This window comes from Streptomyces tailanensis (genome assembly GCF_008386495.1).
GTDB lineage: Bacteria > Actinomycetota > Actinomycetes > Streptomycetales > Streptomycetaceae > Streptomyces > Streptomyces tailanensis.
Genome location: NZ_VTHJ01000045.1, coordinates 5,777 through 31,504, shown reverse-complemented (window position 1 = coordinate 31,504; position 25,728 = coordinate 5,777). Strand labels below are relative to the sequence as shown.

The following is a 25,728-nucleotide window of genomic DNA, read 5'->3' as shown; positions in this document are numbered from 1 at the left end:
AGCCACGACGAACCCGCAGCCGCCAACGACGATCAAGAGGCACCCCATGGCGCGTGCTGGGCGGGGTCAGGTCGCGCAGCACGGCGCCGCTGCTGGGTGGGCAGCCTCCCTAGCGGCACGACTGCCCGCAGCTACGCATGGCAGCGGCATGGCTGCAGGGCCGAGGCGGAGCCTGGGGAATACCAGGGGGCACCCCCTGGTTTTGGGAGATGCGGCCAGTGCTGGCAGACTGGTACGTCGGCTCCGGTTCACGCCCTCGCATCCCGCGGCAGCGACCCGGCGCCCTCCCGAAACTAGGAGACACCTTGAAGCGCGACATCCACCCCGAGTACGTCGAGACGCAGGTCAGCTGCACCTGTGGCGCGTCGTTCACCACCCGTAGCACGATCGAGAGCGGCACCATCCGTGCCGAGGTCTGCTCCGAGTGCCACCCGTTCTACACGGGCAAGCAGAAGATCCTCGACACGGGTGGCCGCGTGGCCCGCTTCGAGGCCCGCTTCGGCAAGGCTGCCGCTGCCAAGAAGTAGCGAGCCCACAGCGCCGGTCCTCGGTGCCCCCGGCCGGGGGCTTCCGGGACCGGCGCTTTGCGGTGCAGCCCACTTATCACGTCGTACAGGGAGCCGGAGATGTTCGAGGCGGTCGAGGAACTGGTCGGGGAACACGCCGACCTGGAGAAGAAGCTCGCCGACCCGTCGGTCCACGCGGACCAGGCCAACGCGCGCAAGCTGAACAAGCGCTACGCGGAGCTGACCCCGATCGTCGGCACGTTCCGTTCCTGGAAGCAGACCGGTGACGACATCGACACCGCCCGCGAATTCGCCGCGGTCGACCCGGACTTCGCCGCCGAGGTCAAGGAGCTGGAGAAGCAGCGCGAGGACCTCACGGAGAAGCTGCGCCTCCTCCTCGTCCCGCGTGACCCGAGCGACGACAAGGACGTCATCCTGGAGATCAAGGCGGGCGCGGGCGGCGACGAGTCCGCCCTCTTCGCCGGCGATCTCCTGCGCATGTACCTCCGGTACGCCGAGCGCGTCGGCTGGAAGACCGAGATCATCGACGCCACCGAGTCCGAGCTGGGCGGCTACAAGGACGTCCAGGTCGCCGTGAAGACCAAGGGCGGCCAGGGCGCCACCGAGCCCGGCCAGGGCGTCTGGGCCCGGCTGAAGTACGAGGGCGGTGTGCACCGCGTGCAGCGCGTGCCGTCGACCGAGTCGCAGGGCCGTATTCACACCTCCGCCGCCGGTGTCCTTGTCACGCCCGAGGCCGAGGAGGTCGACGTCGAGATCCACGCGAACGACCTGCGGATCGACGTCTACCGGTCCTCCGGGCCCGGCGGGCAGTCCGTCAACACCACCGACTCCGCCGTGCGCATCACGCACATTCCCACCGGAGTCGTCGCCTCCTGCCAGAACGAGAAGAGCCAGCTGCAGAACAAGGAGCAGGCGATGCGTATCCTGCGCTCCAGGCTGCTCGCCGCGGCGCAGGAGGAGGCGGAGAAGGAAGCCGCCGACGCCCGCCGCAGCCAGGTTCGTACCGTCGACCGCTCCGAGAAGATCCGCACGTACAACTTCCCGGAGAACCGCATCTCGGACCACCGCGTCGGCTTCAAGGCGTACAACCTGGACCAGGTCCTGGACGGCGAACTCGACGCGGTGATCCAGGCCTGCGTCGACGCGGACTCGGCCGCCAAGCTGGCAGCCGCGTAAGGCACGCACGAGGCACGACGAGTACGACCGGAGGATGGCGTGCAGCAACATATCGGGGGTCGACCCCCGAACCCCCGCGGCGTGCTGCTCGCGGAGGTGGCCCAGGCCACCCAGCGCCTGGCGGACGCCGGCGTGCCCTCGCCGCGCAACGACGCGGAGGAGCTCGCCGCGTTCGTGCACGGCGTCAAGCGGGGCGAGCTGCACACCGTCAAGGACTCCGACTTCGACGCCCGGTACTGGGAGGTCATCGCGCGTCGTGAACAGCGCGAGCCGCTCCAGCACATCACCGGCCGCGCGTACTTCCGCTACCTAGAACTGCAGGTCGGGCCAGGAGTGTTCGTGCCCCGCCCGGAGACCGAGTCCGTCGTCGGGTGGGCCATAGACGCCGTACGCGCGATGGACGTCGTCGAGCCCTGCATCGTCGATCTGTGCACCGGCTCCGGCGCCGTCGCGCTCGCCCTCGCCCAGGAGGTGCCGCGTTCGCGCGTGCACGCCGTGGAGCTGTCCGAGGACGCCCTGCGGTGGACCCGCAAGAACATGGCGGGCTCCCGTGTCGACCTGCGCCAGGGCAACGCCCTGGATGCCTTCCGCGACCTCGACGGCCAGGTGGACCTGGTCATCTCCAACCCGCCGTACATCCCGCTCACGGAGTGGGAGTACGTGGCGCCGGAGGCCCGCGACTACGATCCCGAACTCGCCCTGTTCTCAGGGGAGGACGGGCTCGACCTGATCCGTGGACTGGAGCGCACAGCGCACCGGCTCCTCCGCCCCGGTGGTGTCGTCGTCGTCGAACACGCCGACACCCAGGGCGGCCAGGTGCCGTGGATCTTCACCGAGGAGCTGGGCTGGGCCGACGCGGCCGACCACCCGGACCTCAACAACCGGCCGCGGTTCGCGACCGCCCGCAAGGCGCTGCCGTGATGAGCACGCGTCCTACGACATCCCCCCAGCAGCAGTACGTGTACGAGGAGGCCCGCTAGATGGCACGGCGATACGACACCAACGACGCGACCGACCGCGCCACCGGTCTGCGCGAGGCCGCGTCCGCCATCCGCCGGGGCGAGCTCGTGGTGCTGCCGACGGACACCGTCTACGGCGTCGGCGCGGACGCGTTCACGTCGGAAGCCGTGGCCGACCTCCTGGAGGCCAAGGGCCGGGGCCGCAACATGCCCACGCCCGTCCTCATCGGCTCCCCGAACACCCTGCACGGCCTCGTCACGGACTTCTCCGAGATGGCCTGGGAACTCGTCGACGCGTTCTGGCCGGGCGCGCTGACCCTGGTCGCCAAGCACCAGCCGTCGCTCCAGTGGGACCTGGGCGACACCCGCGGCACGGTCGCCGTCCGCATGCCACTGCACCCCGTCGCCATCGAACTCCTCACCGAGGTCGGTCCCATGGCCGTCTCCTCGGCGAACCTGACCGGTCACCCGGCGCCGGAGAACTGCGACGCCGCCGAGGCGATGCTCGGCGACTCCGTCTCCGTCTACCTCGACGGCGGTCCGACCCCCGGCAACGAGCCGTCCTCCATCGTCGACGTCACGGGCAAGGTGCCGGTCCTGCTGCGGGCCGGCGCCCTTTCGGCGGAGGAGCTGCGCAAGGTCGTACCCGACCTCGAGGTGGCGAATTGACGGCCCCTGACGCGGGGCGTGGCATATGGGACGGGGAAGAGACGCGGACCTTCACTGGGCTTCCGCGTGACACCTTTCGCATCCTCCACGTCAGCACCGGCAACGTGTGCCGCTCGCCGATCGCCGAGCGGCTGACCCGGCATGCCCTCGCGGACCGGCTCGGGGACCCGCTGTGGGGCGGCCTGGTCGTCGAGAGCGCGGGGACCTGGGGGCACGAGGGGGCGCCCATGGAGGCGAACGCGGAGGCGGTGCTCGCGGACTTCGGCGCGGACGCCTCCGGCTTCACGGGGCGGGAACTGCTCGACGAGCACGTGATCATGGCTGACCTGGTGCTGACCGCGACCCGTGACCACCGGGCGCAGGTCATCTCCATGGGGCATTCGGCCGGGCTGCGGACCTTCACCCTGAAGGAGTTCACCCGTCTCGTCCGGGCCATCGACCCCACGACCCTGCCGCCGCTGGAGGAGGGCATGGTCGTACGCGCGCGTGCGCTGGTGCGTGCCGCGGCCGCTCTACGCGGGTGGCTCCTCGCGCCGACCGCGGAAGCGGACGAGGTGTATGACCCGTACGGGGCGCCTTTGCCGTTCTTCCGGTCGGTGGGGGACGAGATACAGCAGGCGCTGGATCCGGTGGTGACGGCGCTCACGGGGGTGCCCGCTCGGGCCTGATGGCCCAACACCGGGCGGGCCGCGGCGCGCGGGCCTACATTGGTCGTACGTCATCGTCGACGCACCGGAGTTCGCCATGTCGGTCACCCCTGTCCTAGAGGCCGATGTCCTGCGGCGGCAGGACCCCGAGCTGGCCGACATCCTGCTCGGTGAGTTCGATCGGCAGTCGACGACGCTGCAGCTCGTCGCCGCCGAGAACTTCACCTCGCCGGCCGTGCTGGCCGCACTCGGGTCGCCGCTGGCGAACAAGTACGCGGAGGGCTATCCGGGGGCCCGGCACCACGGTGGCTGCGAGATCGTCGACCTCGCCGAGCGGCTGGCCGTGGAGCGGGCCAAGGCGCTGTTCGGCGCCGATCACGCCAACGTGCAGTCGCACTCGGGGTCTTCGGCGGTGCTCGCCGCGTACGCCGCCCTGCTGCGCCCCGGTGACACGGTGCTGGCGATGGGGCTGCACTTCGGGGGCCATCTCACGCACGGGTCGCCCGCGAACTTCTCCGGCCGCTGGTTCGACTTCGTCGGCTACGGCGTCGAGGCCGAGTCGGGGCTCATCGACCACGACCAGGTCCGCACCCTGGCCCGTACCCGCCGCCCCAAGGCCATCGTGTGCGGCTCGATCTCGTATCCCCGGCACATCGACCACGCGTTCTTCCGCGAGGTCGCCGACGAGGTGGGCGCGTATCTGATTGCCGACGCCGCCCATCCGATCGGGCTGGTCGCCGGGGGAGCGGCGCCCAATCCGGTGCCGTACGCCGACATCGTGTGCGCCACTACGCACAAGGTGCTGCGCGGGCCGCGCGGCGGAATGCTGCTGTGCGGGAGCGAGCTGGCCGAGCGCGTCGACCGGGCGGTGTTCCCGTTCACGCAGGGCGGCGCGCAGATGCACACCATCGCCGCGAAGGCCGTCGCGTTCGGGGAGGCGGCGACACCGGCGTTCAGCGCGTACGCCCATCAGGTGGTCGCCAACGCGCGCGTGCTGGCGGAGGGGCTGGCCAGGGAAGGCCTCGTCGTCATCACGGGTGGCACCGACACCCACCTCCTCACCGTCGATCCCGCGCCACTCGGTGTCGACGGCCGCACCGCCCGTGGCCGGCTCGCCGCCGCCGGGATCGTTCTGGACTGCTGCGCGCTGCCGCACGGGGACGCCCGGGGCCTGCGGCTCGGCACGGCCGCGGTGACCACACAGGGTATGGGCGAGGCCGAGATGTCCCAGCTCGCCGCGGTGTTCGCGCGGGTCCTGCGGGACGGCATGGACACGCAGAAGGCGCGTGAAGAAGTGCGGGATCTGGCCGGAAGATTTCCGCCGTATCCGCGCTGAGGTGGGGTAGACGCACCACCGGACACAGCATCACGTGCAACCATCGTCGCTACCCGGAAGTCCCCAACCATATGCGTGCAACGCTAGGGTGTGGGGCTGAGATGGCCAGCGAGACCTGTGGGGAAGCCTGTGCGTGAATACCTCCTGACGCTCTGCATCACGGCCGCGGTGACGTACCTGCTGACAGGGCCGGTACGGAAGTTCGCGATCGTGGCCGGAGCCATGCCGGAGATCCGTGCGCGCGACGTCCACCGCGAACCCACCCCCCGCCTCGGCGGCATCGCCATGTTCTTCGGACTGTGCGCCGGTCTGCTGGTCGCCGACCACCTGACCAACCTCAGCAAGGTCTTCGCCGAGTCCAACGAACCACGCGCGCTGCTCTCCGGGGCCGCGCTGATCTGGCTCATCGGGGTCCTGGACGACAAGTTCGAGATCGACGCGCTGATCAAGCTCGGCGGGCAGATGATCGCCGCGGGCGTGATGGTCATGCAGGGTCTGACCATCCTGTGGCTGCCCGTCCCGGGCGCCGGCATCGTCGCGCTCACCCAGTGGCAGGGCACCCTGCTCACGGTCGCCCTGGTCGTCATCACCATCAACGCGGTCAACTTCGTCGACGGCCTCGACGGTCTCGCGGCCGGCATGGTCTGCATCGCCTCCGCCGCGTTCTTCATGTACGCCTACCGCCTCTGGTACAGCTACGGCATCGAGGCCGCCGCCCCCGCCACCCTCTTCGCGGCCGTCCTGATGGGCATGTGCCTGGGCTTCCTGCCGCACAACATGCACCCCGCCCGGATCTTCATGGGCGACTCCGGCTCGATGCTGATCGGCCTGGTGCTGGCGGCCGGCGCGATCTCCGTCACGGGGCAGGTCGACCCGGACGTGATGGGCCTGTACGGCTCCGAGCGCAGCACGGTCTACGCGATGGTCCCGGTCTACATCCCGCTGCTGATGCCGCTCACCATCATCGCGATCCCGGCGGCGGACCTGATCCTCGCGATCGTGCGCCGCACCTGGCGCGGTCAGTCGCCGTTCGCCGCCGACCGGGGCCATCTGCACCACCGGCTGCTGGAGGTCGGGCACTCGCACAGCCGGGCCGTGCTGATCATGTACTTCTGGTCGGCGGTCATCGCCTTCGGCACCCTCGCCTACACCGTGAACTCGGCGTCCATGTGGATCGTCCTCGCCATCGCCATGCTCAGCGGCGTAGGCCTCTTCCTGCTCCTGATGCCCCGCTTCGCCCCTCGCGCCCCGCGCTGGGCCGAGCGGTTCGTGCCTCCGCGTTACCGCCGCCCGGTGGTGCGGACCGATGCCGCGCAGCTCACCGCCGACGCCGAGCAGACGCCGACGGCGAGCGCGCCGTCCGTCGCCGCGGCGCGTCCGGCAACCTCGAACGGGACCGCGCGCGAGTGGAGCGGGATGCAGCTCCACGGCAGCACCGCGCTGTCCGAGCTGTCCGGGAACTCCTCGCGCTTCCGGGCGCACGAGAAGGAGCGGACGTAGGGCGCCTCAGCCGCCTCTTTCCCGGCGTCCACGCTGCTGAGCCCGGCTCGGCGTGCCGCCGAGCCGCGTGCGGCAGGCGCATACAGCACGCCGCGTACGTAGACGCAGCACGCCGCGTACGCGGCCCGCAGCACCTCGGCCTGGGCCGTGGCGGAGTGGTGGCGCCGACGCCGCTGGTACGGCGCTGAGACCGCGTCCTCACGCCCGCCGGTCGTGCACCGAGCGGGTCCGCCGCGCCCCCGGCCGGAGCGCGGTGCACCACCCGGCGTGCGATGCGGGGCACCATCGGGGGCTCTGATCCCACATGGTTCCTTCGCACCGGGAAGACGCAAAAACTCCGGGTGCGTTCCAATCGCTCTTGCGTCGCAATGCGTGCCGGTAATATTTTGAGGGCATGGCAAAATCAAATCATGTCCTCGCCGGAATTACTCTCCTATGTGCGTGAAGTGTCATTGCGCGACGATGAGACATTGCGTGACCTTCGAGAACTGACCAGTGAACTGCCCATGAGGCAGGCAATGCAGGTGATGGCCGAAGAGGGCAGCTTCTCGGTTTCCTGGTCGAGCTGACCGGCGCCCGGAACGTCCTGGAGGTCGGGACGTTCACTGGCTACAGCACCCTGTGCATGGCCCGCCGCCTCCCGCACGGCGGACAGGTGCTCACCTGCGACATCAGCGACAAGTGGCCCGCCATCGCCCAGGAGTACTGGACGAAGGCGGGCGTGGCGGCCCGTATCGACGTACGTATCGGAAACGCCGCCGACACCCTCGCCGGGCTGCTCGCCGAGGGAAGGGCGGACACCTTTGACTTCGCCTTTGTCGACGCGGACAAGGGAAATTACCGCCGCTATTACGAATTGTCGCTCGAACTGGTGCGGCCGGGCGGGCTCATCGTCCTCGATAACACGCTTTTCTTCGGGCGGGTCATCGATCCGGAAGCCCAGGACCCCGACACTTCCGCCATTCGCGAGCTGAATCTCTTCCTGCGCGACGACCACCGGGTGGAGATATCGCTCCTCCCGATGGCCGACGGCATCACCCTGGCGCGCAAGAAGTCGACCTGAGCGCGCCCGTCGGCGCAGGGTCAGCGCGTCGGCCCCGCCGCGGCCACGCGGCGGTCCGCGGCCAGGTCCGGTGCGCTGACCCGGATCGTCGCATGCGGCTCGCGCCGCGCCGGAGAGAGGTGCAGCCGCTGCAGAGCGTCGGCGTTCGCCGCGGCAGCGTGCCCGGGCACGTGCAGGACCCGTCGCCGAAACCGGCGAACCGGTAGGCGATCTCCATCATCCGGTTGCGCTCCGTGGGCCGGAAATCGGCGACGAGATGGGCATCCGCCCGCGCGGCCTGGTCGATCAGCCAGTTCAGGATCGCCGCGCCCGCTCCGAACGACACCACGCGGCAGGAGGTCGCCAGCAGCTTGATGTGCCAGACCTCAGGACGCGTCTCCAGCAGCAGCACACCGACCGCGCCGTGCGGCCCGAACCGGTCGGCCATGGTGGTCACCAGCACCTCGTGCCCGGGGTCGGCCAGCAGTCCCCGCAGGTCCGCGTCGGAGTAGTGGACCCCTGTCGCGTTCATCTGGCTGGTGCAGAGTGTGAGCTCCTCCACACGCGACAGCTGTTCCTCGCTCGCCCTGGCGATGTGCATCTCCAGCTCGAGCGAGCGCAGGAACTCCTCGTCCGGCCCGCGGAATGCGGTCTGCTCGGCCTCACGCCGGAATCCGGCCTGGTACATCTGGCGGCGCCGCCGGGAGTCCACGGTGACGTTCCGCGGACTGAATTCCGGTAGCTCCGCCAGTTCTCCCAGCTGGTCGGCGGCGTAGCACCGGACGTCCGGCAGGTGGAAGGCGACTTCGGCCCGCTCGGCGGGCTGGTCGTCGACGAACGCGATGGTGCCGTGGGCGAACTTCAGCCGCTCGGCGATGGACCGCACCGAATCCGACTTCGGGCCCCACCCGATCCTCGGCAGGACGAAGTACTCGGCGACGCCCAGCTCCTCCAGCCGGGCCCAGGCCAGGTCGTGGTCGTTCTTGCTGGCGACCGACTGCAGGATGCCCCGGGAGTCCAGCTCGACGATCAGTTCCCGTACCCAGTCCGGCAGCCGCACCTCGTCGCCCTCCGACAGCGTGCCCTGCCAGAGCGTGTTGTCCAGGTCCCAGACCAGGCACTTCACGGTGGCCGGCTCTTCAGGCATGGATTCCCCCAGGATGGTCACTGCGCCGTCGCCACGGCGTGCTGCGCCAGGATCACCTGGCAGATTTCGTTGCTGCCTTCGATGATTTCCATCAGCTTCGCGTCCCGGTACGCCCGCGCCACGACATGGCCGTCCCGCGCCCCCGCCGACGCCAGCACCTGCATCGCCGTGGCCGCACCCCGGGCCGCGTGGCCTGCGCTGACGTGCTTGGCCAGCACGGTCGCCACGACGAGGTCCGGGGAACCGGCGTCCCAGCACGCGCTGGCGTGCGCACACGACTGGGTCGCGACCTGCTCGGCCACGAACAGGTCGGCGAGGTGATCTGCCACGAGCTGGTGTTCATTGAGCGGTTTGCCGAACTGGACCCGCGAGGCGGCATGCCGTGCCGCCGTGTTCCGGCACGCGCGCAGGATCCCCACGCAGCCCCAGGCCACCGAGATCCGGCCGTAGGCCAGAGCCGTGGTGTCCAGCAACGGCAGCGGCATGCCCGGGGTGCCGAGCAGACTGGAGAGCGGCAGCCGCACCGAGTCGAAGCGCACGTTCGCATGCCCGGCCGCCCGGCACCCCAGCGGATCGGCGACCCGCTCCACCTGCACCCCGGGCGCCGACGTGGGCACCACGACGACCGCCGCGCCCCCCTCGCACTGCCCGAAGACGACCAGCAGGTCGGCGTAGTGCGCGCCGGTGACCCACACCTTGTGGCCGTCCAGGACCACCGAGTCGCCCGACACCTCGATCCTGGTGGTCATGGCGGTCACGTCGGAGCCCGCCCCGGTCTCGCTGAACCCCACCGCGGCCAGCCGGCCGCCGACCAGTTCGGGCAGCAGGGCGGACGACTGGTCCGGGTTGGCCAGACGCTGGATCGTCCACGATCAGCGACGCCTACCACAACGACACCCAGTGGGGCCGCGCCCGCCCCGTACACCTCCCGTACCAGCGGGACGAGTACACCGCACTCCTCAAGGCGCTGCCGGACGGGGCCGAGACCGTACGGTTCACCTCACGGCCGACCGGTGCGCGGCCCGAGCCCGGGTACGTGTCCGGCCCGGCGGCGGAATACCTGCGCGGTTACGCCGAGCACCCCGACCGGCGTGCGGCGCTGGATGCCTTCACCCTCGAGACCTGGCTGCTCGCCCGTTCCCGCCGGCTGCACGCCGCCTACCTGGAGGAGTTCAGCGGGGCCCCGATGAAGGAGCCGGTGCGCCGGCACCTGGAGGGCTGGGACGGTCTCGTCGAGCACGCCTACCTCGCCTTCCGCCGGGTGGACCGCGGCCGGGCCGAACCGCCCGGCCTGTTCGAGCGGGCCGCCGCCGCGCTGCGCGGGGACACCGCCGTGTTCGGGGCCGGAGCAGCCGTGCGCGAGGTCGTGGCCTCCGTCCTCGGCATCGACGAAAGCGCCCTGACCGCAGGGAAGTTGACCGACCGTCCGGAATTCAACTCGATCCGGATGGTGGAGGTCGTGGAGATCCTCGAGGAACGTTTCGCCGTGGAGTTCGCCCCGGCCGACCTGGTGCCCGAGAACCTGCAGAGCATCGAAGGCCTCTGCTCGCTGCTGAACCGCGCGCTCGACCGTGAATAGACCGACTGCACACCGAGGCGGCCCCCGGCAGCTGGGTGACCATGGAGCACGCGGACTCCCCGGCCGACGACCGGACCGGCCTCACCCCGCAGGACCTGGCAGGGGCCGAGCACCTGCCCGCCTGGCGCGCCCGCGAGCACCTCGCCGCGCGCCGGGCGCTGCGCCGGCTGCTGGCCGCCCACTTCCCCGAGGCACGGCACGCGCCCGTCACGTACACCGACCGCGGCGGCCCCCGGCTCCTCGGCCGGCCCCGGATCGGCATCAGCGTCAGCCACGACGGCGACGCGGTCGCCGCCTGCGCCGCCCTCGACCACGCCGTCGGCGTGGACCTCCAGCACCCGCCGGACATCGTGTCCGACGCCCTCCTGCGCCGCTGTGCGCAGGGCCACGCCGAGCAGCTCGCCCTCCTCCCCATGGGCCCGCGGGCATCGGAGTTCGCCTGGCTGTGGACCGTGCGGGAGGCCATCGTCAAGGCCGAGGGCACCGGGCTCGCGGGCGACCTGTGGTCCGCCGACGTCACCCCGTATGCCCGGCGGGGCGCCTGGGGCCGCCACCGGTGGGTGAGCCTGCGCGATCAGTCGCCGATCCCCTTGAGCTGCGCCTACACGGCGCTCCCCGCACCGACTTCCCGACCGAAAGCCCCTGGAGACCAGAGTGAGTGAGCCTCCCGCAGCGCGCGTCCCGGCAGAGCTGAGCCGCTACACCGCGAGCCTGGTGGCCTACCTCGAACCCCGCGTCCCCGGCATCGGGGACACACTCGCGGCGTCCGTCGGCCTGCGGGTGCGCACCGACCCGCCCGACGGCGGGCTGGCCTTCTCCCACCACTCCCGTGTGGACATCGACGACCGGGGACGTGGACTCGCCTACCGGGGCGCGGACGACTGGACCGCGGCACGCGAGGCGCTCGACGCCGAACTGGCCCGGCACGGAGCCGTACTCGCCGTCGGCAACACCCGCCACATCCCCTGGTCCCCGTCGTACGGCGCGGCGGAGACCTCGCACTGGCTGGTGCTCCGCCGGCAGACCGGGCAGAAGTGGTCCGTCCGCGACGACTTCGACGCACTCACCTCGCACGGCACCCAGACGGCGTACGAGGGCCTCCTCGACGACCACGAACTCCGCGACGTCCTCACACCCCTGTCCCGTACGACACCCCAGGCCGTCAGCCGGGACCGCCACGCCCTCGGCGAGGCCGTGGAGCCGGCGCCGTACACCGGGTACCGCTGGCTCGAACTCACCGACGCGCCGGACCCGGCCGTCGCCGGAGGCACGTGGGTGGAGGGGCTGCTGCCCGCGCTGCATCACGTCGCCGACACGGTGCGCGCCGACCCCGGAGCACTCGTCCGCTACGCCGACGACTCGCCGGACGGCTGGCCGCCGCCCTGGCGGCCACCACGGGCGGCCGGCACCCCCGCCGGGTCGGCCTGCTCGCCCTGCGCACCCTGACCGCCTACGCCGGCTACCTCGCCGTACAGCGCCTCGGCGCCACCGTGGTGCCGCTCCACCCCGGCTTCCCGCCCCCGCGCACGGCGGCGACGGCGAAGGCGGCCGCACTGGACTGTGTCCTGGCCGACCCCGGGCACGCGGGTGTGGAGCTGCCGGTCCCGGTGCTGGCGGCCGACGTCACGGCGCCCGGCCACGACCCGGAGGACGCCCCGGACCCGGACGGGGCCCGGGACCGTGAGGACGCCCGGGGCCATGCCGGACCGGACGACATCTGCTACATCCTGTTCACCTCGGGATCCACCGGCACCCCGAAGGGCGTGCCCATCCGGCACCGCAACGTCTCGGCGTACCTGGACCACGTGACCGCCCGGTACGGCATCGGCGTCGGCGACCGGCTCTCCCAGACCTTCGACCTCACCTTCGACCTCTCCGTCTTCGACCTGTTCGCGGCCTGGAGCTCCGGAGCGACGGTCGTCGTACCCGACCGGGCCGACCTGCTGGCCCCCCGTTTCGTCGCCCGGGAACGCATCACCCACTGGTTCTCCGTGCCATCGGTGATCTCACTCGCCCGGCGGCTGCGCGGGCTGGCCCCCGGCAGCATGCCCACGCTGCGCTGGAGCCTTTTCTGCGGCGAGCCGCTGACCACGGACCAGGCCGCGACCTGGCAGGCAGCCGCCCCCGACAGCGTGCTGGAGAACCTGTACGGCCCGACGGAGCTCACGCTGAGCTGCACCCAGTACCGGCTGCCGGCCACTCCGGCCGACCCGCTCCCCGCGAACGGCACCGTACGATCGGCCGGCTGTACCCCGGTCTGGAACAGCTCGTCGTGGACGACGACAGCTGCCCCGCCGACGAGGGCGAGCTGTGCGTACGGGGCGTCCAGCGTTTCCCGGGCTATCTCGACCCCGCCGACAACGCCGGCCGCTTCCTGCGGTACGAGCCCGGCGACGACAGGGCCGCCGCCGTCGACGCCCCCGACGGCCCCGGCGACCGGCTCTGGTACCGCACCGGCGACCGGGTGCGTTCCGCTGAGGGCGGCCTGATCCACCTCGGCCGCCTCGACCACCAGGTGAAGGTGCGCGGCTACCGCCTCGAACTCGGCGAGGTGGAGAGCGAACTGCGCGCCCACCCGCGGGTCCGCGACGCCATCGCGCTGACCCTCCCCGGCCCCGGCGGCGAGAGCCTCCTCGCGGCCGCCTGCACGGGAGACGGCGTCGACCCGGCCGACGTCCTCGCGTCCCTGCGCGCCCGCCTGCCCGAGTACATGGTTCCCGGCAGCCTCACCGTCCTGACGGACCTGCCGCTGAACGCCAACGGAAAGATCGACCGCCGCGCCCTGCGGAACACGCTCACGACCACCACCCGAGCAAGGTGAGACGGGGGAGACACACTTGAACGGCCAGACCATCCACGCCCTGCTGGACGCCGCCGTGGAGGAGGCGCCCGACGCCCCGGCGATCCGGGACGCCGACGGCCGCTGGACCTACCGTGAACTCGACGCGGCCGGCCGGGCGTTCGCCCGCTGGCTGCGCGGCCAGGGCATCGGCCGCGGCGACCGCGTCGTGGTCCAGTTGCCGACCAGCCGGGAACTGGCCGCCATGTTCTACGGCACGTCCCGCACCGGAGCCGTCTTCGTACCGCTCAACCCGGCGATGAAGGAGTTCCACCTCCGCTCCGTGGTCGGCAACGCGGAACCGAAGCTCGTCCTCACCGACGCCGCGGGCGCCCCGGTGCTGCGGCGGATCAGCCCCGCCCCCGTGCACGACATGGCCGACGTACGGCCGGCCCTCGCCCCGGCCGGCGAGGATGCCGACGGGCCGCCCGAGGAGCCCGTGGCCGCCGACGACCTGGCCGTGCTGATCTACACCTCGGGCAGCACCGCCGCCCCGAAGGCGGTCATGTGCCCCCACGCCCAGGTGACCTTCGCCTGCCGGGCCCTGACCGAGGTGCTCGGCTACCGTCCGGACGACGTCGTCTTCTGCCGCTTCCCCATGTCCTGGGACTACGGCCTGTGCAAGGTCCTGATGACCTGCGTCGCACGCTGCGAGATCGTCCTCGCCGACGGCGAGTCCGACTTCCGTCTCCTGCAGCGCATGCGCGAGACCGGTGTGACCGTCGTGCCGATCGTCCCGTCCCTCGCCACGATGATCGTCCGGCTGGCCGGCCGGGACGCCCAGCCCGTGCCACCCGTGCGCATGTTCACCAACACCGGCGCCGCCCTCCCCCAGAGCACCATCGACGCCCTGCGCACCCACTTCCCCGGCACCCGGGTGGTGCGGCAGTACGGCCAGACCGAGGCCAAGCGCATCACGGTCATGCCCCCAGAGGCCGACCAGGGGCGCCCCGACTCCGTCGGCCTGCCGCTGCCCGGCACCCGGGTGCTGATCCTCGACGACGACGGCAGCCCGCTGCCTGCCGGTGACGTGGGGAGATCGTCGCCACCGGGCCGCACGTGATGGCCGGGTACTGGCGCAACCCCGAGGACACCGCCCGCGCCTTCCGCCGCGACCCCCGCACGGGCGAGCCCCTGCTGCACACCGGCGACTACGGATGGCTCGACGACGAGGGCCACCTCTACTTCGAGGGCCGCCGCGACGACATGTTCAAGCACAAGGGCTTCCGGATGAGCACCCTGGAGATCGAGAGCGCGGCCCTGGACATCCCCGGCGTACGCGCCGCCGCCGCGCTGCCCCCGGCGACGGCCACGGACTCGCCCTGTTCGTCGAGAGCGACCTCGACGCCCACCAGGTCACCGCCGAACTCACCAAGCGCCTGGAACTGCCGAAGGTGCCCACCATCTGCCGCGTACTCAAGGAGTTCCCCCTCACCCTGCACGGCAAGAACGCCCGCCGTGAACTCGCGGCCCTGCTCGAGGGGGAGAAGGCATGACCGCGCACCCGCACCTGAGCGAACTGGCCGACCAGTACGGCACCCCTCTCTACGTCTACGACCTCGACCGCCTCGACGCCGCCCGGCACGACCTGTTCGGCGCGCTGCCCGAGGAGTTCGACGTCTTCTACGCCCTCAAGGCCAACCCGCACGTGGACCTCGTACAGGCCCTGCGCGAGGGCGACGGCCGCGCCTGCCGGGCCGAGATCAGCTCCACCGGGGAACTCGCCGCGGCACTGCAGGCCGGACACGACCCGGGGACCGTCCTCTACGCCGGGCCCGGCAAGACCCCCGGCGAACTGCGCGAGGCGGTCGAACAGGGCGTCCGGCTGTTCTCCGCCGAATCGCTCACCGACCTCGAACACATCGGTGAGGCCGCCCTGGCCCACGACACGGTCGCCGACTGCCTGCTGCGTATCAACGACGTGACGGCCAGAGCGGCCACCGGCGTCCGCATGACCGGCCGGCCCACCCAGTTCGGCATCGACAGCGAGACGATCGCCGGCCTGGCGCCGCGGCTGTGCTCGGTACCGGGCATCTCGGTCGCGGGCCTGCACCTGTTCTCCCAGAGCAACGCGGCCGACGAGCAGGCCCTGATCGCCGAGTTCGAGCACACCATCGACACCGCCGCACGCATCGAGCGGGAACTCGGCGTGCCGCTCCGCCTGCTCGACATCGGCGGCGGCTTCGCGGTCCCCTACGGACAGCGCGGCGAGCGGACGGCCTACCCCGCCCTGCGCGCCGCGCTCGGAGCCGCCCTCGACGCGCGGTTCCCCGGCTGGCGGCAGGGCACCCCACGGCTCGCCGTCGAGTCGGGCCGCTATCTGGCCGGCGACTGCGGGACCCTGCTGGCGACGGTCAGCAACGTCAAGGTCAGCCGGGGCCGGACCTTCGTCATCCCCGACACCGGGATCAACACCTTCGGCGGACTGTCCGGCCTGGGCCGGATCCTCCCGGTGTCGGTACGTGTGGAGTCCGAGTCCACGGAGACCGAACGCGTGACCCTCGCCGGACCGTTGTGCACCCCCGGCGACACCCTCGGACGGGACGTCGAGGTTCCCGCCGGACTGCGCCCCGGCGACCTCGTCGCCATGCCCAACACCGGAGCCTACGGCCCCACGGCCAGCCTCCTGATGTTCCTGGGCAGGCCCGCCCCGGCCGAGGCGGTGGTCCGCAGCGGCGACGTGGTCTCCGTCTCCCGCATCGAGCACGTACGGACCTACCGGAAGGTGAAACGGGCACATGACTGATGCGCGAACCGGGACGCGGCGGACCGTCGTCGTGACGTCGATGGCGTCCGACTCCCACACCTGGAACCTGGTGTTCCTGCAACTGCTCCTGGAGGAACTCGGCCACGACGTCGTGAACCTCGGCCCCTGCGTCCCCGACGACCTGCTGGTCACCCGCTGTGCCGCGATCCGCCCAGCGTTCGTCGTGATCAGCAGCGTCAACGGGCACGGCTGCCAGGACGGGCTGCGGGTCATCCGCAGGCTGCGGTCCCACCCCGGGCTCTTTGCCATGCCCGTGGTGATCGGCGGAAAGCTCGTCTCGGCGGTCCGGGCGGCCGCCGCCCGCACCGCCGGCACCATCACGGTCGACGCCCACACCCGGGTCGGCCACCTGGCCGCCGTCGAGAGCGCCCTGCGCGACGGCGTCGCACTCAACGGCTATCTGGTGGTCAGCCACCCCGCCGCCACCACCGCGCAGGTACTGGACGGCATCCACGGCCCGGAATTCCCCGTCCAGGTACGCCACGGCTCGGCGGACCCCGTCGACATCTTCCGCGCCCTGTGCGCCGTGCGCCTGGGCGCCACCGAGGGCGGACCGGTCTCCTACTGCCTGCCGTACGGCCGTACGCCGCTGTCCGAGTCCGTCCACAACTGGGCAGTCGGCTGCGAGCTGTTGGCCCAGCTCCGCGACACCGGTGTGGAGCCGCACCTGGAGACCTTCGGCGGCTGCATGCTCGGTCAGCTGTGCCCGCCCAGCCAGCTGGTGGCCATCAGCGTGCTGGAGGCCCTCTTCTTCGCCCAGCACGGCATCCGCAGTGTCTCCGTCAGCTACGCCCAGCAGACCCACCCGGTGCAGGACCGCGAGGCCGTCGGCGCGCTGCGGCGGCTGTGCGGGGAACTGCTGCCGACCGCCGATTGGCACGTCGTCGTCTACGCGTACATGGGCCTCTATCCGCAGACGCGCGACGGTGCCTACCGCCTGCTCGGACAGGCGGTCGAACTCGCTGTCACGGGCGGCGCGCAGCGGATGATCGTCAAGACGGCCGCGGAGTCCCGGCGCATCCCGAGCATCGAGGAGAACGTCCGCGCCCTGGAGTACGCGGCCCGGGCAGCCCGCCGGGTGCCGCGGACCCCCGTCGACGCTGGAACCGACTCCGCGACCTACGAGGAGGCCGCGGCACTGGTCGACGCGGTGCTGAACCTCGACCCGGACGTGGGCCGTGCCCTGTTGCAGGCGTTCCGGAAGGGCTATCTGGACATCCCCTACTGCCTGCACCCGGACAACAGGGGGCAGACCCGCAGTTTCATCGACCCCGACGGACGTCTCCGCTGGGAGGCGACGGGCGCCCTGCCGTTCGACGTGCCGCAACGGTCCCGCAGCCGGTGGTTCACCTCGGCGGACCTCCTCAGGGATCTCTCCTACGTCCGGCGGAAGTTCGACGAACCGGGATCCGAGGCCGGAGTGGCCGCGACGCGCTGACGCCAAGGTAAGAATCTGACTAATACATTGCCAACGCCTGACGGAATGAAGGCCGCCATACCAGACAATCCAACCCGGTTTTTGCGCAGACGCGCAGCTTCACTCTCATGTGTGACATCCAGCACGCCCACTTGGTAAAGACTGCATCAAATAGTTTGTGATACGGTTCACGAGAACCCGGGAGATACACTTTGAGCCGCCGCGACCTCAGCGGGCTGCTCGGGTGAGGCACGCCTCGTCACTCTCGGGCTGGGGTCGTCACTCGACGACCGCACCGTTTCCCACTCGCACTTCGCCGGAGGAGCTGCCCTCATGCAGTCCCACGACGTCCGAACGCTCCTGTTCTGCTCAACTCCCACCGTCGCCGCCGGTGCCGTGGGAGTCGCAGTTAGTGCCGCCGTGGCCGGCGGCAAGGGTGCGCTCGGCGCCGCCTTCGGCACCCTTCTGGTCGTGCTGTTCATGACGAGCGGCCTCGTGGTGCTGCAGCGGACCGCGCGTTCGCTGCCCCATCTGTTCCAGATGATGGGGCTGCTGGTCTACACGACGCAGATCCTGCTGCTGATGGTCGTCCTGACCGCGCTGCGGGGGACGTCAGCGTTCAATCCCAAGTGCTTCGCCTTCACCCTGCTCGCCGGCACCCTGGTGTGGATCGCCGCCCAGGTGCGTCTGCATATGAAGGCAAAGATCCTTTACGTGGAGCCGGATTCCGCCCGGACGCCATCGTGACCTGTAGGGCCGGTGTAAAGAGGCTTCCGCTCCTTTGCTATGGTCTCGCCACAACTGCGGCAGAGCTGGCGTGGGCGGCAGCCGTGCCTGTGACGCCTCACGGCTCGGAGCCCAGTCGCCGCCCCCATACCCGCAAGTCCAGTCCAGTGCCGTTCCGCGGTCGTACGCCGCGCCGACACATCGAGGTTGCCGTACCCATGCGCCACGCTCAAGGAGCTCCGGGTGAGTAGTGCCAAGATGCTCGCCTTCGAGACCGATTGTCATATTTTCGAAGGGTGCGGTTTCCCGACCCCCGGCCTGCACTCCTTCCTCTTCAAGCCGATGTTCACGGTCGGCGGCATCGAGTTCAACAAGCCGATACTGCTGGCTGCGCTGAGCACGATCATCGTCATCGGGTTCTTCTGGGCCGCGTTCCGCAAGCCGGAGATCGTTCCCGGCAAGCTCCAGATGATCGGCGAGGCCGGCTACGACTTCGTGCGCCGTGGTGTCGTCTACGAGACGATCGGCAAGCGCGAGGGCGAGAAGTACGTCCCGCTCATGGTCTCGCTGTTCTTCTTCATCTGGATCATGAACCTCTGGGCGATCATCCCGCTCGCGCAATTCCCGGTCACCTCGGTCATCGCCTTCCCGGCCGGCCTCGCCGCTCTCGTGTACATCCTGTGGGTCAGCCTGACCTTCAAGCGGCACGGCTTCATCGGGGGCTGGAAGAACATCACCGGCTACGACAGGTCGCTCGGCCCGGTGTTCCCGATGGTCATGTTCTTCGAGTTCCTGTCGAACCTGTTCATCCGGCCGTTCACGCACGCCGTCCGACTCTTCGCGAACATGTTCGCCGGGCATGTGCTGCTGTTGATCTTCACCATCGGCACCTGGTACCTGCTCAACGGCATCGGCATGGCCTACTCGGCCGTCTCGTTCCTGATGGTCATCGTGATGACGGTCTTCGAGCTGTTCATCCAGGCACTCCAGGCCTACGTCTTCATCCTCCTGTCCTGCAGCTACATCCAGGGCGCGCTCGCCGAGCACCACTGAGTACAACCGACCACCCCACATACTCCCGGTGGCCAACCCCCACCGGACCGTGAAAGAGAAGGAAGAAACGGCATGTCCGCTCTCCAGACCCTCGCCGCGACCAACATCCAGGGCAACTTCGCCGCCATCGGCTACGGCCTGGCCGCTATCGGCCCCGGCATCGGCGTGGGTGTGATCTTCGGTAACGGTACGCAGGCCCTCGCCCGCCAGCCCGAGGCTGCCGGCCTGATCCGCCAGAACCAGATCCTGGGCTTCGTGCTCTGTGAGGCGCTCGCCCTGATCGGTCTGGTCATGGGCTTCGTGTACCCGGTGCCTTCCTGATCCGGTCCCGGCCGACGAGACATTTCGACGGAAGGAACTGACGTGATCCCGCCCTTGGTACACCTGGCGGCCGAAGAGGCGCAGAACCCTCTCATCCCGGAGATCCCCGAGCTTGTCATCGGGCTGATCGCCTTCGCGATCGTCTTCTTTGTCCTGGGCAAGAAGCTCCTTCCGAACATCAACAACGTTCTGGAGCAGCGCCGCGAGGCAATCGAAGGCGGGATCGAGAAGGCCGAGGCAGCCCGGATCGAGGCGCAGAGCGTGCTCGAGCAGTACAAGGCCCAGCTCGCCGAGGCCCGGCACGAGGCCGCGCGGCTGCGCCAGGAGGCGCAGGAGCAGGGCGCCGTGCTCATCGCCGAGATGCGCGCCGAGGGCCAGCGGCAGCGTGAGGAGATCATCGCCGCCGGTCACACGCAGCTGGACGCCGACCGCAAGGTCGCCGCTTCCGTGCTGCGTCAGGACGTGGGCAAGCTCGCCACCGACCTGGCCGGCAAGCTCGTCGGCGAGTCCCTTGAGGACCACGCCCGGCAGAGCCGCGTGATCGACCGCTTCCTCGACGACCTCGAGGAGAAGGCCGAGGCCACGCGATGAACGGAGCGAGCCGCGAGGCCCTGGCAGCCGCACGTGAGCGTCTCGACGCGCTGACGGACTCCACGTCCGTGGACGCGACCTCGCTCGCCGACGAGCTGGCCGCCGTCACCGCGCTGCTCGACCGCGAGGTGTCGCTGCGTCGGGTCCTCACCGACCCGGCGCAGGCCGGCGAGGCCAAGGCCGAACTGGCCGGGCGCATCCTCGGCGGCCAGGTCAGCGGGACCACCGCCGACCTGGTTGCGGGCCTGGTCCGTTCCCGGTGGTCGCAGTCGCGCGACCTGGTGGACGCGCTGGAGGAGCTGGCGAACGTCGCGGACCTCACCGCCGCGCAGAAGTCGGGCACGCTCGACGACGTCGAGGACGAGCTGTTCCGGTTCGGCCGGATCGTCTCCTCCAACACCGAGCTGCGTGCGGCGCTGACCAACCGTGCCGCCGGCACCTCCGCCAAGGGCGAGCTGCTGCGCAGCCTGCTCGGCGGCCGTGCCCAGGCCACCACCGAGCGTCTGGTGACGCGCCTTGTGACCGCGCCGCGTGGACGTAGCCTGGAGTCGGGACTCGAGTCCCTGTCCAAGCTCGCCGCCGAGCGCCGGGACCGCATGGTCGCCGTCGTCACCTCGGCCGTCCCGCTGAGCGGACCGCAGAAGCAGCGCCTCGGCGCCGCCCTGGCGAAGCTCTACGGCCGGCAGATGCACCTCAACCTCGACGTGGACCCCGAGGTCCTGGGCGGGATCCGGGTGCAGGTGGGCGACGAGATCATCAACGGCTCGATCGCGGACCGACTCGAGGACGCCGGCCGCCGACTGGCGAGCTAGCGGCAACTTCACAGCAGTACGTACTTACGGCCCTGGTTGGGCCGTGCAGAAGAATCCTGGGGGTCGCCCCCAGACCCCCAAAGTGAAACTTCGGGCCCAACAAGGAGAGCAGGGAACCCAGATGGCGGAGCTCACGATCCGGCCGGAGGAGATCCGGGACGCGCTGGAGAACTTCGTCCAGTCGTACAAGCCGGACGCGGCCTCGCGCGAGGAGGTCGGTACGGTCACCCTTGCCGGCGACGGCATCGCGAAGGTCGAGGGTCTTCCCTCGGCCATGGCCAACGAACTGCTGAAGTTCGAGGACGGCACCCTCGGCCTCGCGCTCAACCTGGAAGAGCGCGAGATCGGCGCCATCGTCCTCGGTGAGTTCAGCGGCATCGAGGAGGGTCAGCCGGTCACCCGTACCGGCGAGGTCCTGTCGGTCGCCGTGGGCGAGGGCTACCTCGGCCGTGTCGTCGACCCGCTCGGCAACCCGATCGACGGCCTCGGCGAGATCGAGACCAGCGGCCGACGCGCCCTGGAGCTGCAGGCCCCGGGCGTCATGGCCCGTAAGTCGGTGCACGAGCCGATGGAGACCGGCTACAAGGCCGTCGACGCGATGACCCCGATCGGCCGTGGCCAGCGTCAGCTGATCATTGGTGACCGCCAGACCGGCAAGACCGCCCTGGCCGTCGACACGATCATCAACCAGCGCGACAACTGGCGCTCGGGCGACCCGAAGAAGCAGGTCCGCTGCGTCTACGTCGCCATCGGCCAGAAGGGCTCGACCATCGCGTCGGTCCGTCGCGCGCTGGAGGAGAACGGCGCGCTCGAGTACACGACCATCGTCGCCGCCCCGGCGTCCGACCCGGCCGGCTTCAAGTACCTGGCGCCGTACACCGGTTCGGCCATCGGTCAGCAGTGGATGTACGAGGGCAAGCACGTCCTCATCATCTTCGACGACCTCTCGAAGCAGGCCGACGCCTACCGCGCCGTGTCCCTGCTGCTGCGCCGCCCGCCGGGCCGTGAGGCCTACCCGGGTGACGTCTTCTACCTGCACTCCCGTCTGCTTGAGCGCTGCGCGAAGCTCTCCGACGAGATGGGCGCGGGCTCGATGACCGGTCTGCCGATTGTCGAGACCAAGGCCAACGACGTCTCGGCGTTCATCCCGACCAACGTCATCTCCATCACCGACGGCCAGTGCTTCCTGGAGTCGGACCTCTTCAACGCCGGTCAGCGTCCCGCGCTGAACGTCGGTATCTCCGTCTCCCGAGTCGGTGGTTCCGCCCAGCACAAGGCGATGCGCCAGGTCTCCGGTCGTCTGCGTGTGGACCTCGCCCAGTTCCGTGAGCTGGAGGCGTTCGCCGCCTTCGGGTCCGACCTGGACGCCGCGTCGAAGGCCCAGCTGGAGCGCGGCCAGCGCATGGTCGAGCTGCTGAAGCAGGCCCAGTACGAGCCGATGGCCACCGAGGACCAGGTCGTCTCCGTGTGGGCCGGCACCACCGGCAAGATGGACGACGTGCCGGTCGCCGACATCCGCCGCTTCGAGAAGGAGCTCCTGGAGTACCTGCACCGCAAGGAGCAGGGCCTCATGACCTCCATCAAGGAGGGCGCCAAGATGTCGGACGACACCATCCAGGCCGTCGCCGACGCCGTCGCCGAGTTCAAGAAGCAGTTCGAGACCGCGGACGGCAAGCTGCTCGGCGAGGACGCTCCGGCGACCGTCAACGTCTCCAAGTGACGTAAGGAAGGGACCTGACTCATGGGAGCTCAGCTCCGGGTCTACAAGCGTCGCATCCGATCCGTCACCGCGACCAAGAAGATCACCAAGGCGATGGAGATGATCGCCGCCTCGCGCGTCGTCAAGGCGCAGCGCAAGGTGGCGGCCTCCACGCCCTACGCGACCGAGCTCACCCGCGCGGTCACGGCGGTGGGCACTGGTTCGAACACCAAGCACCCGCTGACCACGCAGGCCGAGACGGTCACGCGTTCCGCAGTGCTGCTGCTGACGAGTGACCGCGGTCTGGCCGGTGCCTTCAACTCCAACGCCATCAAGGCCGCGGAGCAGCTGACGGCGCGGCTGGAGGCCGAGGGCCGGCAGGTCGACACGTACATCGTCGGCCGTCGTGGTGTCGCCCACTACAACTTCCGTGAGCGCAAGATCGCGGACCAGTGGACCGGCTTCACGGACGAGCCCGCATACGCGGACGCCAAGAAGGTCGCGGGCCCGCTGATCGAGGCCATCGAGAAGGACACGGCGGACGGCGGCGTGGACGAGCTCCACATCGTCTACACCGAGTTCGTCTCGATGATGACGCAGCAGGCGCTCGACGCTCAGCTGCTCCCGCTCCGCCTCGAAGAGGTCGCGGAGGAGAAGCCCAAGGGCGAGATCCTTCCGCTGTACGACTTCGAGCCGTCGGCGGAGGACGTCCTCGACGCCCTGCTGCCTCGCTACGTCGAGAGCCGTATCTACAACGCGCTGCTGCAGTCGGCTGCCTCCAAGCACGCCGCCACCCGCCGCGCGATGAAGTCGGCGACCGACAACGCGGGCGAGCTGATCAACACGCTCTCCCGCCTTGCCAACGCGGCCCGCCAGGCCGAAATCACCCAGGAAATCAGCGAGATCGTCGGTGGCTCCGCAGCCCTTTCCGACGCGACCGCGGGGAGTGACAAGTAATGACGACGACTTCTGAGACGGCCGTTGCCACGGGCCGCGTCGCCCGGGTCATCGGCCCGGTCGTCGACGTGGAGTTCCCCGTCGACGCGATGCCCGAGATCTACAACGCCCTTCACGTCGAGGTGGCCGACCCGGCCAACGCCGGCGAGCTGAAGACGCTGACCCTGGAGGTCGCCCAGCACCTGGGTGACGGCCTGGTCCGCACCATCTCGATGCAGCCCACCGACGGTCTGGTCCGCCAGGCCCCGGTCACCGACACGGGTACGGGCATCACCGTCCCGGTCGGCGACTTCACCAAGGGTAAGGTGTTCAACACCCTCGGTGAGGTGCTGAACGTCGACGAGACCTACGAGGGCGAGCGCTGGTCCATCCACCGTAAGGCCCCGAACTTCGACGAGCTCGAGTCGAAGACCGAGATGTTCGAGACCGGCGTCAAGGTCATCGACCTTCTCACCCCGTACGTCAAGGGTGGAAAGATCGGTCTGTTCGGTGGTGCCGGCGTCGGCAAGACGGTGCTCATCCAGGAGATGATCTACCGCGTCGCCAACAACCACGACGGTGTGTCGGTGTTCGCCGGTGTCGGTGAGCGCACCCGTGAGGGCAACGACCTCATCGAGGAGATGTCCGACTCGGGCGTCATCGACAAGACCGCACTGGTCTTCGGTCAGATGGACGAGCCCCCGGGCACCCGTCTGCGTGTGGCCCTCGCCGGTCTGACCATGGCGGAGTACTTCCGCGATGTGCAGAAGCAGGACGTGCTGTTCTTCATCGACAACATCTTCCGCTTCACCCAGGCCGGTTCCGAGGTGTCGACCCTGCTCGGCCGTATGCCCTCCGCGGTGGGCTACCAGCCGAACCTGGCCGACGAGATGGGTCTCCTCCAGGAGCGCATCACCTCGACCCGTGGTCACTCGATCACCTCGATGCAGGCGATCTACGTCCCCGCGGACGACCTGACCGACCCGGCCCCGGCCACCACCTTCGCCCACCTCGACGCGACGACGGTTCTCTCCCGTCCGATCTCCGAGAAGGGCATCTACCCGGCCGTGGACCCGCTGGACTCGACGTCCCGCATCCTCGACCCGCGGTACATCGCCGCCGACCACTACTCGGCCGCGATGCGCGTGAAGAGCATCCTGCAGAAGTACAAGGACCTGCAGGACATCATCGCGATCCTCGGTATCGACGAGCTCGGCGAGGAGGACAAGCTCGTCGTCCACCGTGCCCGTCGCGTGGAGCGCTTCCTGTCCCAGAACACCCACGTCGCCAAGCAGTTCACCGGCGTCGACGGGTCGGACGTGCCGCTGGACGAGTCGATCACCGCGTTCAACGCGATCATCGACGGCGAGTACGACCACTTCCCGGAGCAGGCGTTCTTCATGTGCGGTGGCCTTGAGGACCTGAAGAAGAACGCGAAGGAGCTCGGCGTCAGCTGACGTCAGGCACTCGTGAACAGAGGGGGCGAGACCACACCTCATGGGGTGCGTCCCGCCCCCCTCTGCACTCCATCTAGAATTGAACCCAACACCCGGCGGAGGCGCCGGGTGGTGACCCGAGGAGCCACCTTGGCTGCTGAGCTGCACGTCGCGCTGGTCGCGGCCGACCGAGAGGTCTGGTCGGGCCGGGCCACCCTGGTCGTCGCGCGCACCACGTCCGGCGACATCGGCGTCATGCCCGGTCACCAGCCGCTGCTCGGTGTGCTGGAGTCGGGCCCGGTGACCATCCGTACGAGTGAGGGCGGCACGGTCGTCGTCGCCGTGCACGGCGGTTTCATCTCGTTCGCGGACAACAAGCTGTCCCTGCTGGCCGAGGTCGCCGAGCTGGCCGAAGAGATCGACGTCCAGCTTGCGGAGCGGGAGCTGGAGCGCGCGAAGGCGGAGGGCGACGCCGCCGCCGAGCGCCGCGCGGATGTCCGACTGCGGACGGTGTCGGCGCGCTGAGCCCGTACACCGTGTGATGCTGTA

At 70.0% G+C, this 25,728-nt stretch carries 23 protein-coding genes and 4 pseudogenes; 25 read left to right on the top strand and 2 right to left on the bottom strand.

What is annotated here, in order from left to right; all coding sequences use genetic code 11:
- Positions 1 to 305: 305 nt before the first annotated feature.
- The 8 genes and pseudogenes from rpmE to F3T56_RS30865 all read left to right on the top strand — a co-directional run bounded on the left by rpmE (position 306) and on the right by F3T56_RS30865 (position 7,877).
- Positions 306 to 527: a 50S ribosomal protein L31 gene (gene rpmE, locus F3T56_RS30900; protein WP_028804216.1), complete on the top strand. Its 222-nt coding sequence runs from the start codon at positions 306 to 308 to the stop codon at positions 525 to 527.
- Positions 528 to 626: 99 nt separating this feature from the next.
- Entirely contained in the window at positions 627 to 1,703 is a 1,077-nt protein-coding gene (prfA, locus tag F3T56_RS30895; RefSeq protein WP_149828638.1) for a peptide chain release factor 1, read from the top strand.
- An 81-nt stretch (positions 1,704 to 1,784) separates the two neighbouring features.
- Entirely contained in the window at positions 1,785 to 2,624 is an 840-nt protein-coding gene (gene prmC / locus F3T56_RS30890; protein WP_149828637.1) for a peptide chain release factor N(5)-glutamine methyltransferase, read from the top strand.
- Between the two features lie 59 nt (positions 2,625 to 2,683).
- Positions 2,684 to 3,331, top strand: coding sequence for an L-threonylcarbamoyladenylate synthase (locus F3T56_RS30885; protein ID WP_149828636.1), 648 nt, complete (start codon positions 2,684 to 2,686; stop codon positions 3,329 to 3,331).
- Positions 3,328 to 3,999, top strand: coding sequence for an arsenate reductase/protein-tyrosine-phosphatase family protein (locus tag F3T56_RS30880; protein WP_149828635.1), 672 nt, complete (start codon positions 3,328 to 3,330; stop codon positions 3,997 to 3,999). The genes F3T56_RS30885 and F3T56_RS30880 overlap by 4 nt, the downstream gene beginning before the upstream one ends.
- Positions 4,000 to 4,075: 76 nt before the next feature.
- Positions 4,076 to 5,314: a serine hydroxymethyltransferase gene (locus F3T56_RS30875; protein WP_149828634.1), complete on the top strand. Its 1,239-nt coding sequence runs from the start codon at positions 4,076 to 4,078 to the stop codon at positions 5,312 to 5,314.
- A 129-nt stretch (positions 5,315 to 5,443) separates the two neighbouring features.
- The gene (locus F3T56_RS30870; RefSeq protein WP_149828633.1) at positions 5,444 to 6,814 is read left to right on the top strand and encodes an MraY family glycosyltransferase; all 1,371 of its coding nucleotides are present in this window, start codon (positions 5,444 to 5,446) and stop codon (positions 6,812 to 6,814) included.
- A gap of 410 nt (positions 6,815 to 7,224) precedes the next feature.
- A pseudogene (locus tag F3T56_RS30865) lies at positions 7,225 to 7,877 on the top strand (O-methyltransferase).
- A gap of 20 nt (positions 7,878 to 7,897) precedes the next feature.
- On the opposite strand, the pseudogene F3T56_RS30860 reads toward F3T56_RS30865, so the two are convergent.
- Both F3T56_RS30860 and F3T56_RS30855 read right to left on the bottom strand, forming a co-directional pair.
- Positions 7,898 to 9,003, bottom strand: a pseudogene (locus F3T56_RS30860) (HAD-IIIC family phosphatase).
- Between the two features lie 17 nt (positions 9,004 to 9,020).
- Positions 9,021 to 9,875, bottom strand: a pseudogene (locus tag F3T56_RS30855) (acyl-CoA dehydrogenase family protein); the annotation flags it as partial.
- Positions 9,876 to 10,039: 164 nt separating this feature from the next.
- Here F3T56_RS30855 and F3T56_RS30850 point away from each other — a divergent pair.
- From F3T56_RS30850 to F3T56_RS30780, 17 genes and pseudogenes are all read left to right on the top strand, one after another.
- A complete protein-coding gene (locus F3T56_RS30850) occupies positions 10,040 to 10,582 on the top strand; it encodes an acyl carrier protein (RefSeq protein ID WP_149828632.1) in 543 nt (180 codons plus the stop codon).
- 41 nt (positions 10,583 to 10,623) lie between these two features.
- Positions 10,624 to 11,244 carry a 4'-phosphopantetheinyl transferase family protein gene (locus F3T56_RS30845; RefSeq protein WP_149828631.1) on the top strand — a complete coding sequence of 207 codons (621 nt, stop codon included), beginning with the start codon at positions 10,624 to 10,626 and terminating at the stop codon, positions 11,242 to 11,244.
- Positions 11,237 to 12,028, top strand: a complete 792-nt coding sequence (locus tag F3T56_RS48415) for a hypothetical protein (RefSeq protein WP_246204061.1) — start codon at positions 11,237 to 11,239, stop codon at positions 12,026 to 12,028. Before F3T56_RS30845 ends, F3T56_RS48415 begins: the two co-directional genes overlap by 8 nt.
- Entirely contained in the window at positions 11,953 to 13,071 is a 1,119-nt protein-coding gene (locus F3T56_RS30840; protein WP_342787010.1) for an AMP-binding protein, read from the top strand. The genes F3T56_RS48415 and F3T56_RS30840 overlap by 76 nt, the downstream gene beginning before the upstream one ends.
- Positions 13,047 to 13,403 carry an AMP-binding enzyme gene (locus F3T56_RS49465; RefSeq protein ID WP_342787008.1) on the top strand — a complete coding sequence of 119 codons (357 nt, stop codon included), beginning with the start codon at positions 13,047 to 13,049 and terminating at the stop codon, positions 13,401 to 13,403. The genes F3T56_RS30840 and F3T56_RS49465 overlap by 25 nt, the downstream gene beginning before the upstream one ends.
- A 31-nt stretch (positions 13,404 to 13,434) precedes the next feature.
- Positions 13,435 to 14,917 (top strand): annotated as a pseudogene (locus tag F3T56_RS30835) (AMP-binding protein).
- Entirely contained in the window at positions 14,914 to 16,167 is a 1,254-nt protein-coding gene (locus tag F3T56_RS30830; protein WP_149828630.1) for a type III PLP-dependent enzyme domain-containing protein, read from the top strand. The pseudogene F3T56_RS30835 and the gene F3T56_RS30830 overlap by 4 nt, the downstream one beginning before the upstream one ends.
- Positions 16,160 to 17,626: a cobalamin-dependent protein gene (locus F3T56_RS30825; RefSeq protein ID WP_149828629.1), complete on the top strand. Its 1,467-nt coding sequence runs from the start codon at positions 16,160 to 16,162 to the stop codon at positions 17,624 to 17,626. Before F3T56_RS30830 ends, F3T56_RS30825 begins: the two co-directional genes overlap by 8 nt.
- A gap of 312 nt (positions 17,627 to 17,938) precedes the next feature.
- On the top strand, positions 17,939 to 18,352 hold the full coding sequence (locus F3T56_RS30820) for a Cg1360 family ATP-synthase-associated protein (protein WP_149828628.1): 414 nt from the start codon (positions 17,939 to 17,941) through the stop codon (positions 18,350 to 18,352).
- 237 nt (positions 18,353 to 18,589) lie between these two features.
- Positions 18,590 to 19,384, top strand: coding sequence for a F0F1 ATP synthase subunit A (gene atpB, locus F3T56_RS30815; protein ID WP_149828665.1), 795 nt, complete (start codon positions 18,590 to 18,592; stop codon positions 19,382 to 19,384).
- A 72-nt stretch (positions 19,385 to 19,456) separates the two neighbouring features.
- Positions 19,457 to 19,705, top strand: coding sequence for an ATP synthase subunit c family protein (locus F3T56_RS30810; protein ID WP_029382919.1), 249 nt, complete (start codon positions 19,457 to 19,459; stop codon positions 19,703 to 19,705).
- 42 nt (positions 19,706 to 19,747) lie between these two features.
- Positions 19,748 to 20,296 carry a F0F1 ATP synthase subunit B gene (locus F3T56_RS30805; protein WP_425473665.1) on the top strand — a complete coding sequence of 183 codons (549 nt, stop codon included), beginning with the start codon at positions 19,748 to 19,750 and terminating at the stop codon, positions 20,294 to 20,296.
- A complete protein-coding gene (locus F3T56_RS30800; protein ID WP_149828627.1) occupies positions 20,293 to 21,108 on the top strand; it encodes a F0F1 ATP synthase subunit delta in 816 nt (271 codons plus the stop codon). The genes F3T56_RS30805 and F3T56_RS30800 overlap by 4 nt, the downstream gene beginning before the upstream one ends.
- Before the next feature lie 121 nt (positions 21,109 to 21,229).
- Positions 21,230 to 22,828 carry a F0F1 ATP synthase subunit alpha gene (gene atpA / locus F3T56_RS30795; RefSeq protein WP_149828626.1) on the top strand — a complete coding sequence of 533 codons (1,599 nt, stop codon included), beginning with the start codon at positions 21,230 to 21,232 and terminating at the stop codon, positions 22,826 to 22,828.
- Between the two features lie 21 nt (positions 22,829 to 22,849).
- Positions 22,850 to 23,764 carry a F0F1 ATP synthase subunit gamma gene (locus F3T56_RS30790; RefSeq protein WP_149828625.1) on the top strand — a complete coding sequence of 305 codons (915 nt, stop codon included), beginning with the start codon at positions 22,850 to 22,852 and terminating at the stop codon, positions 23,762 to 23,764.
- The gene (atpD, locus tag F3T56_RS30785) at positions 23,764 to 25,200 is read left to right on the top strand and encodes a F0F1 ATP synthase subunit beta (protein ID WP_149828624.1); all 1,437 of its coding nucleotides are present in this window, start codon (positions 23,764 to 23,766) and stop codon (positions 25,198 to 25,200) included. The genes F3T56_RS30790 and atpD overlap by 1 nt, the downstream gene beginning before the upstream one ends.
- Before the next feature lie 129 nt (positions 25,201 to 25,329).
- Entirely contained in the window at positions 25,330 to 25,704 is a 375-nt protein-coding gene (locus F3T56_RS30780; RefSeq protein WP_149828623.1) for a F0F1 ATP synthase subunit epsilon, read from the top strand.
- Positions 25,705 to 25,728: the final 24 nt, after the last annotated feature.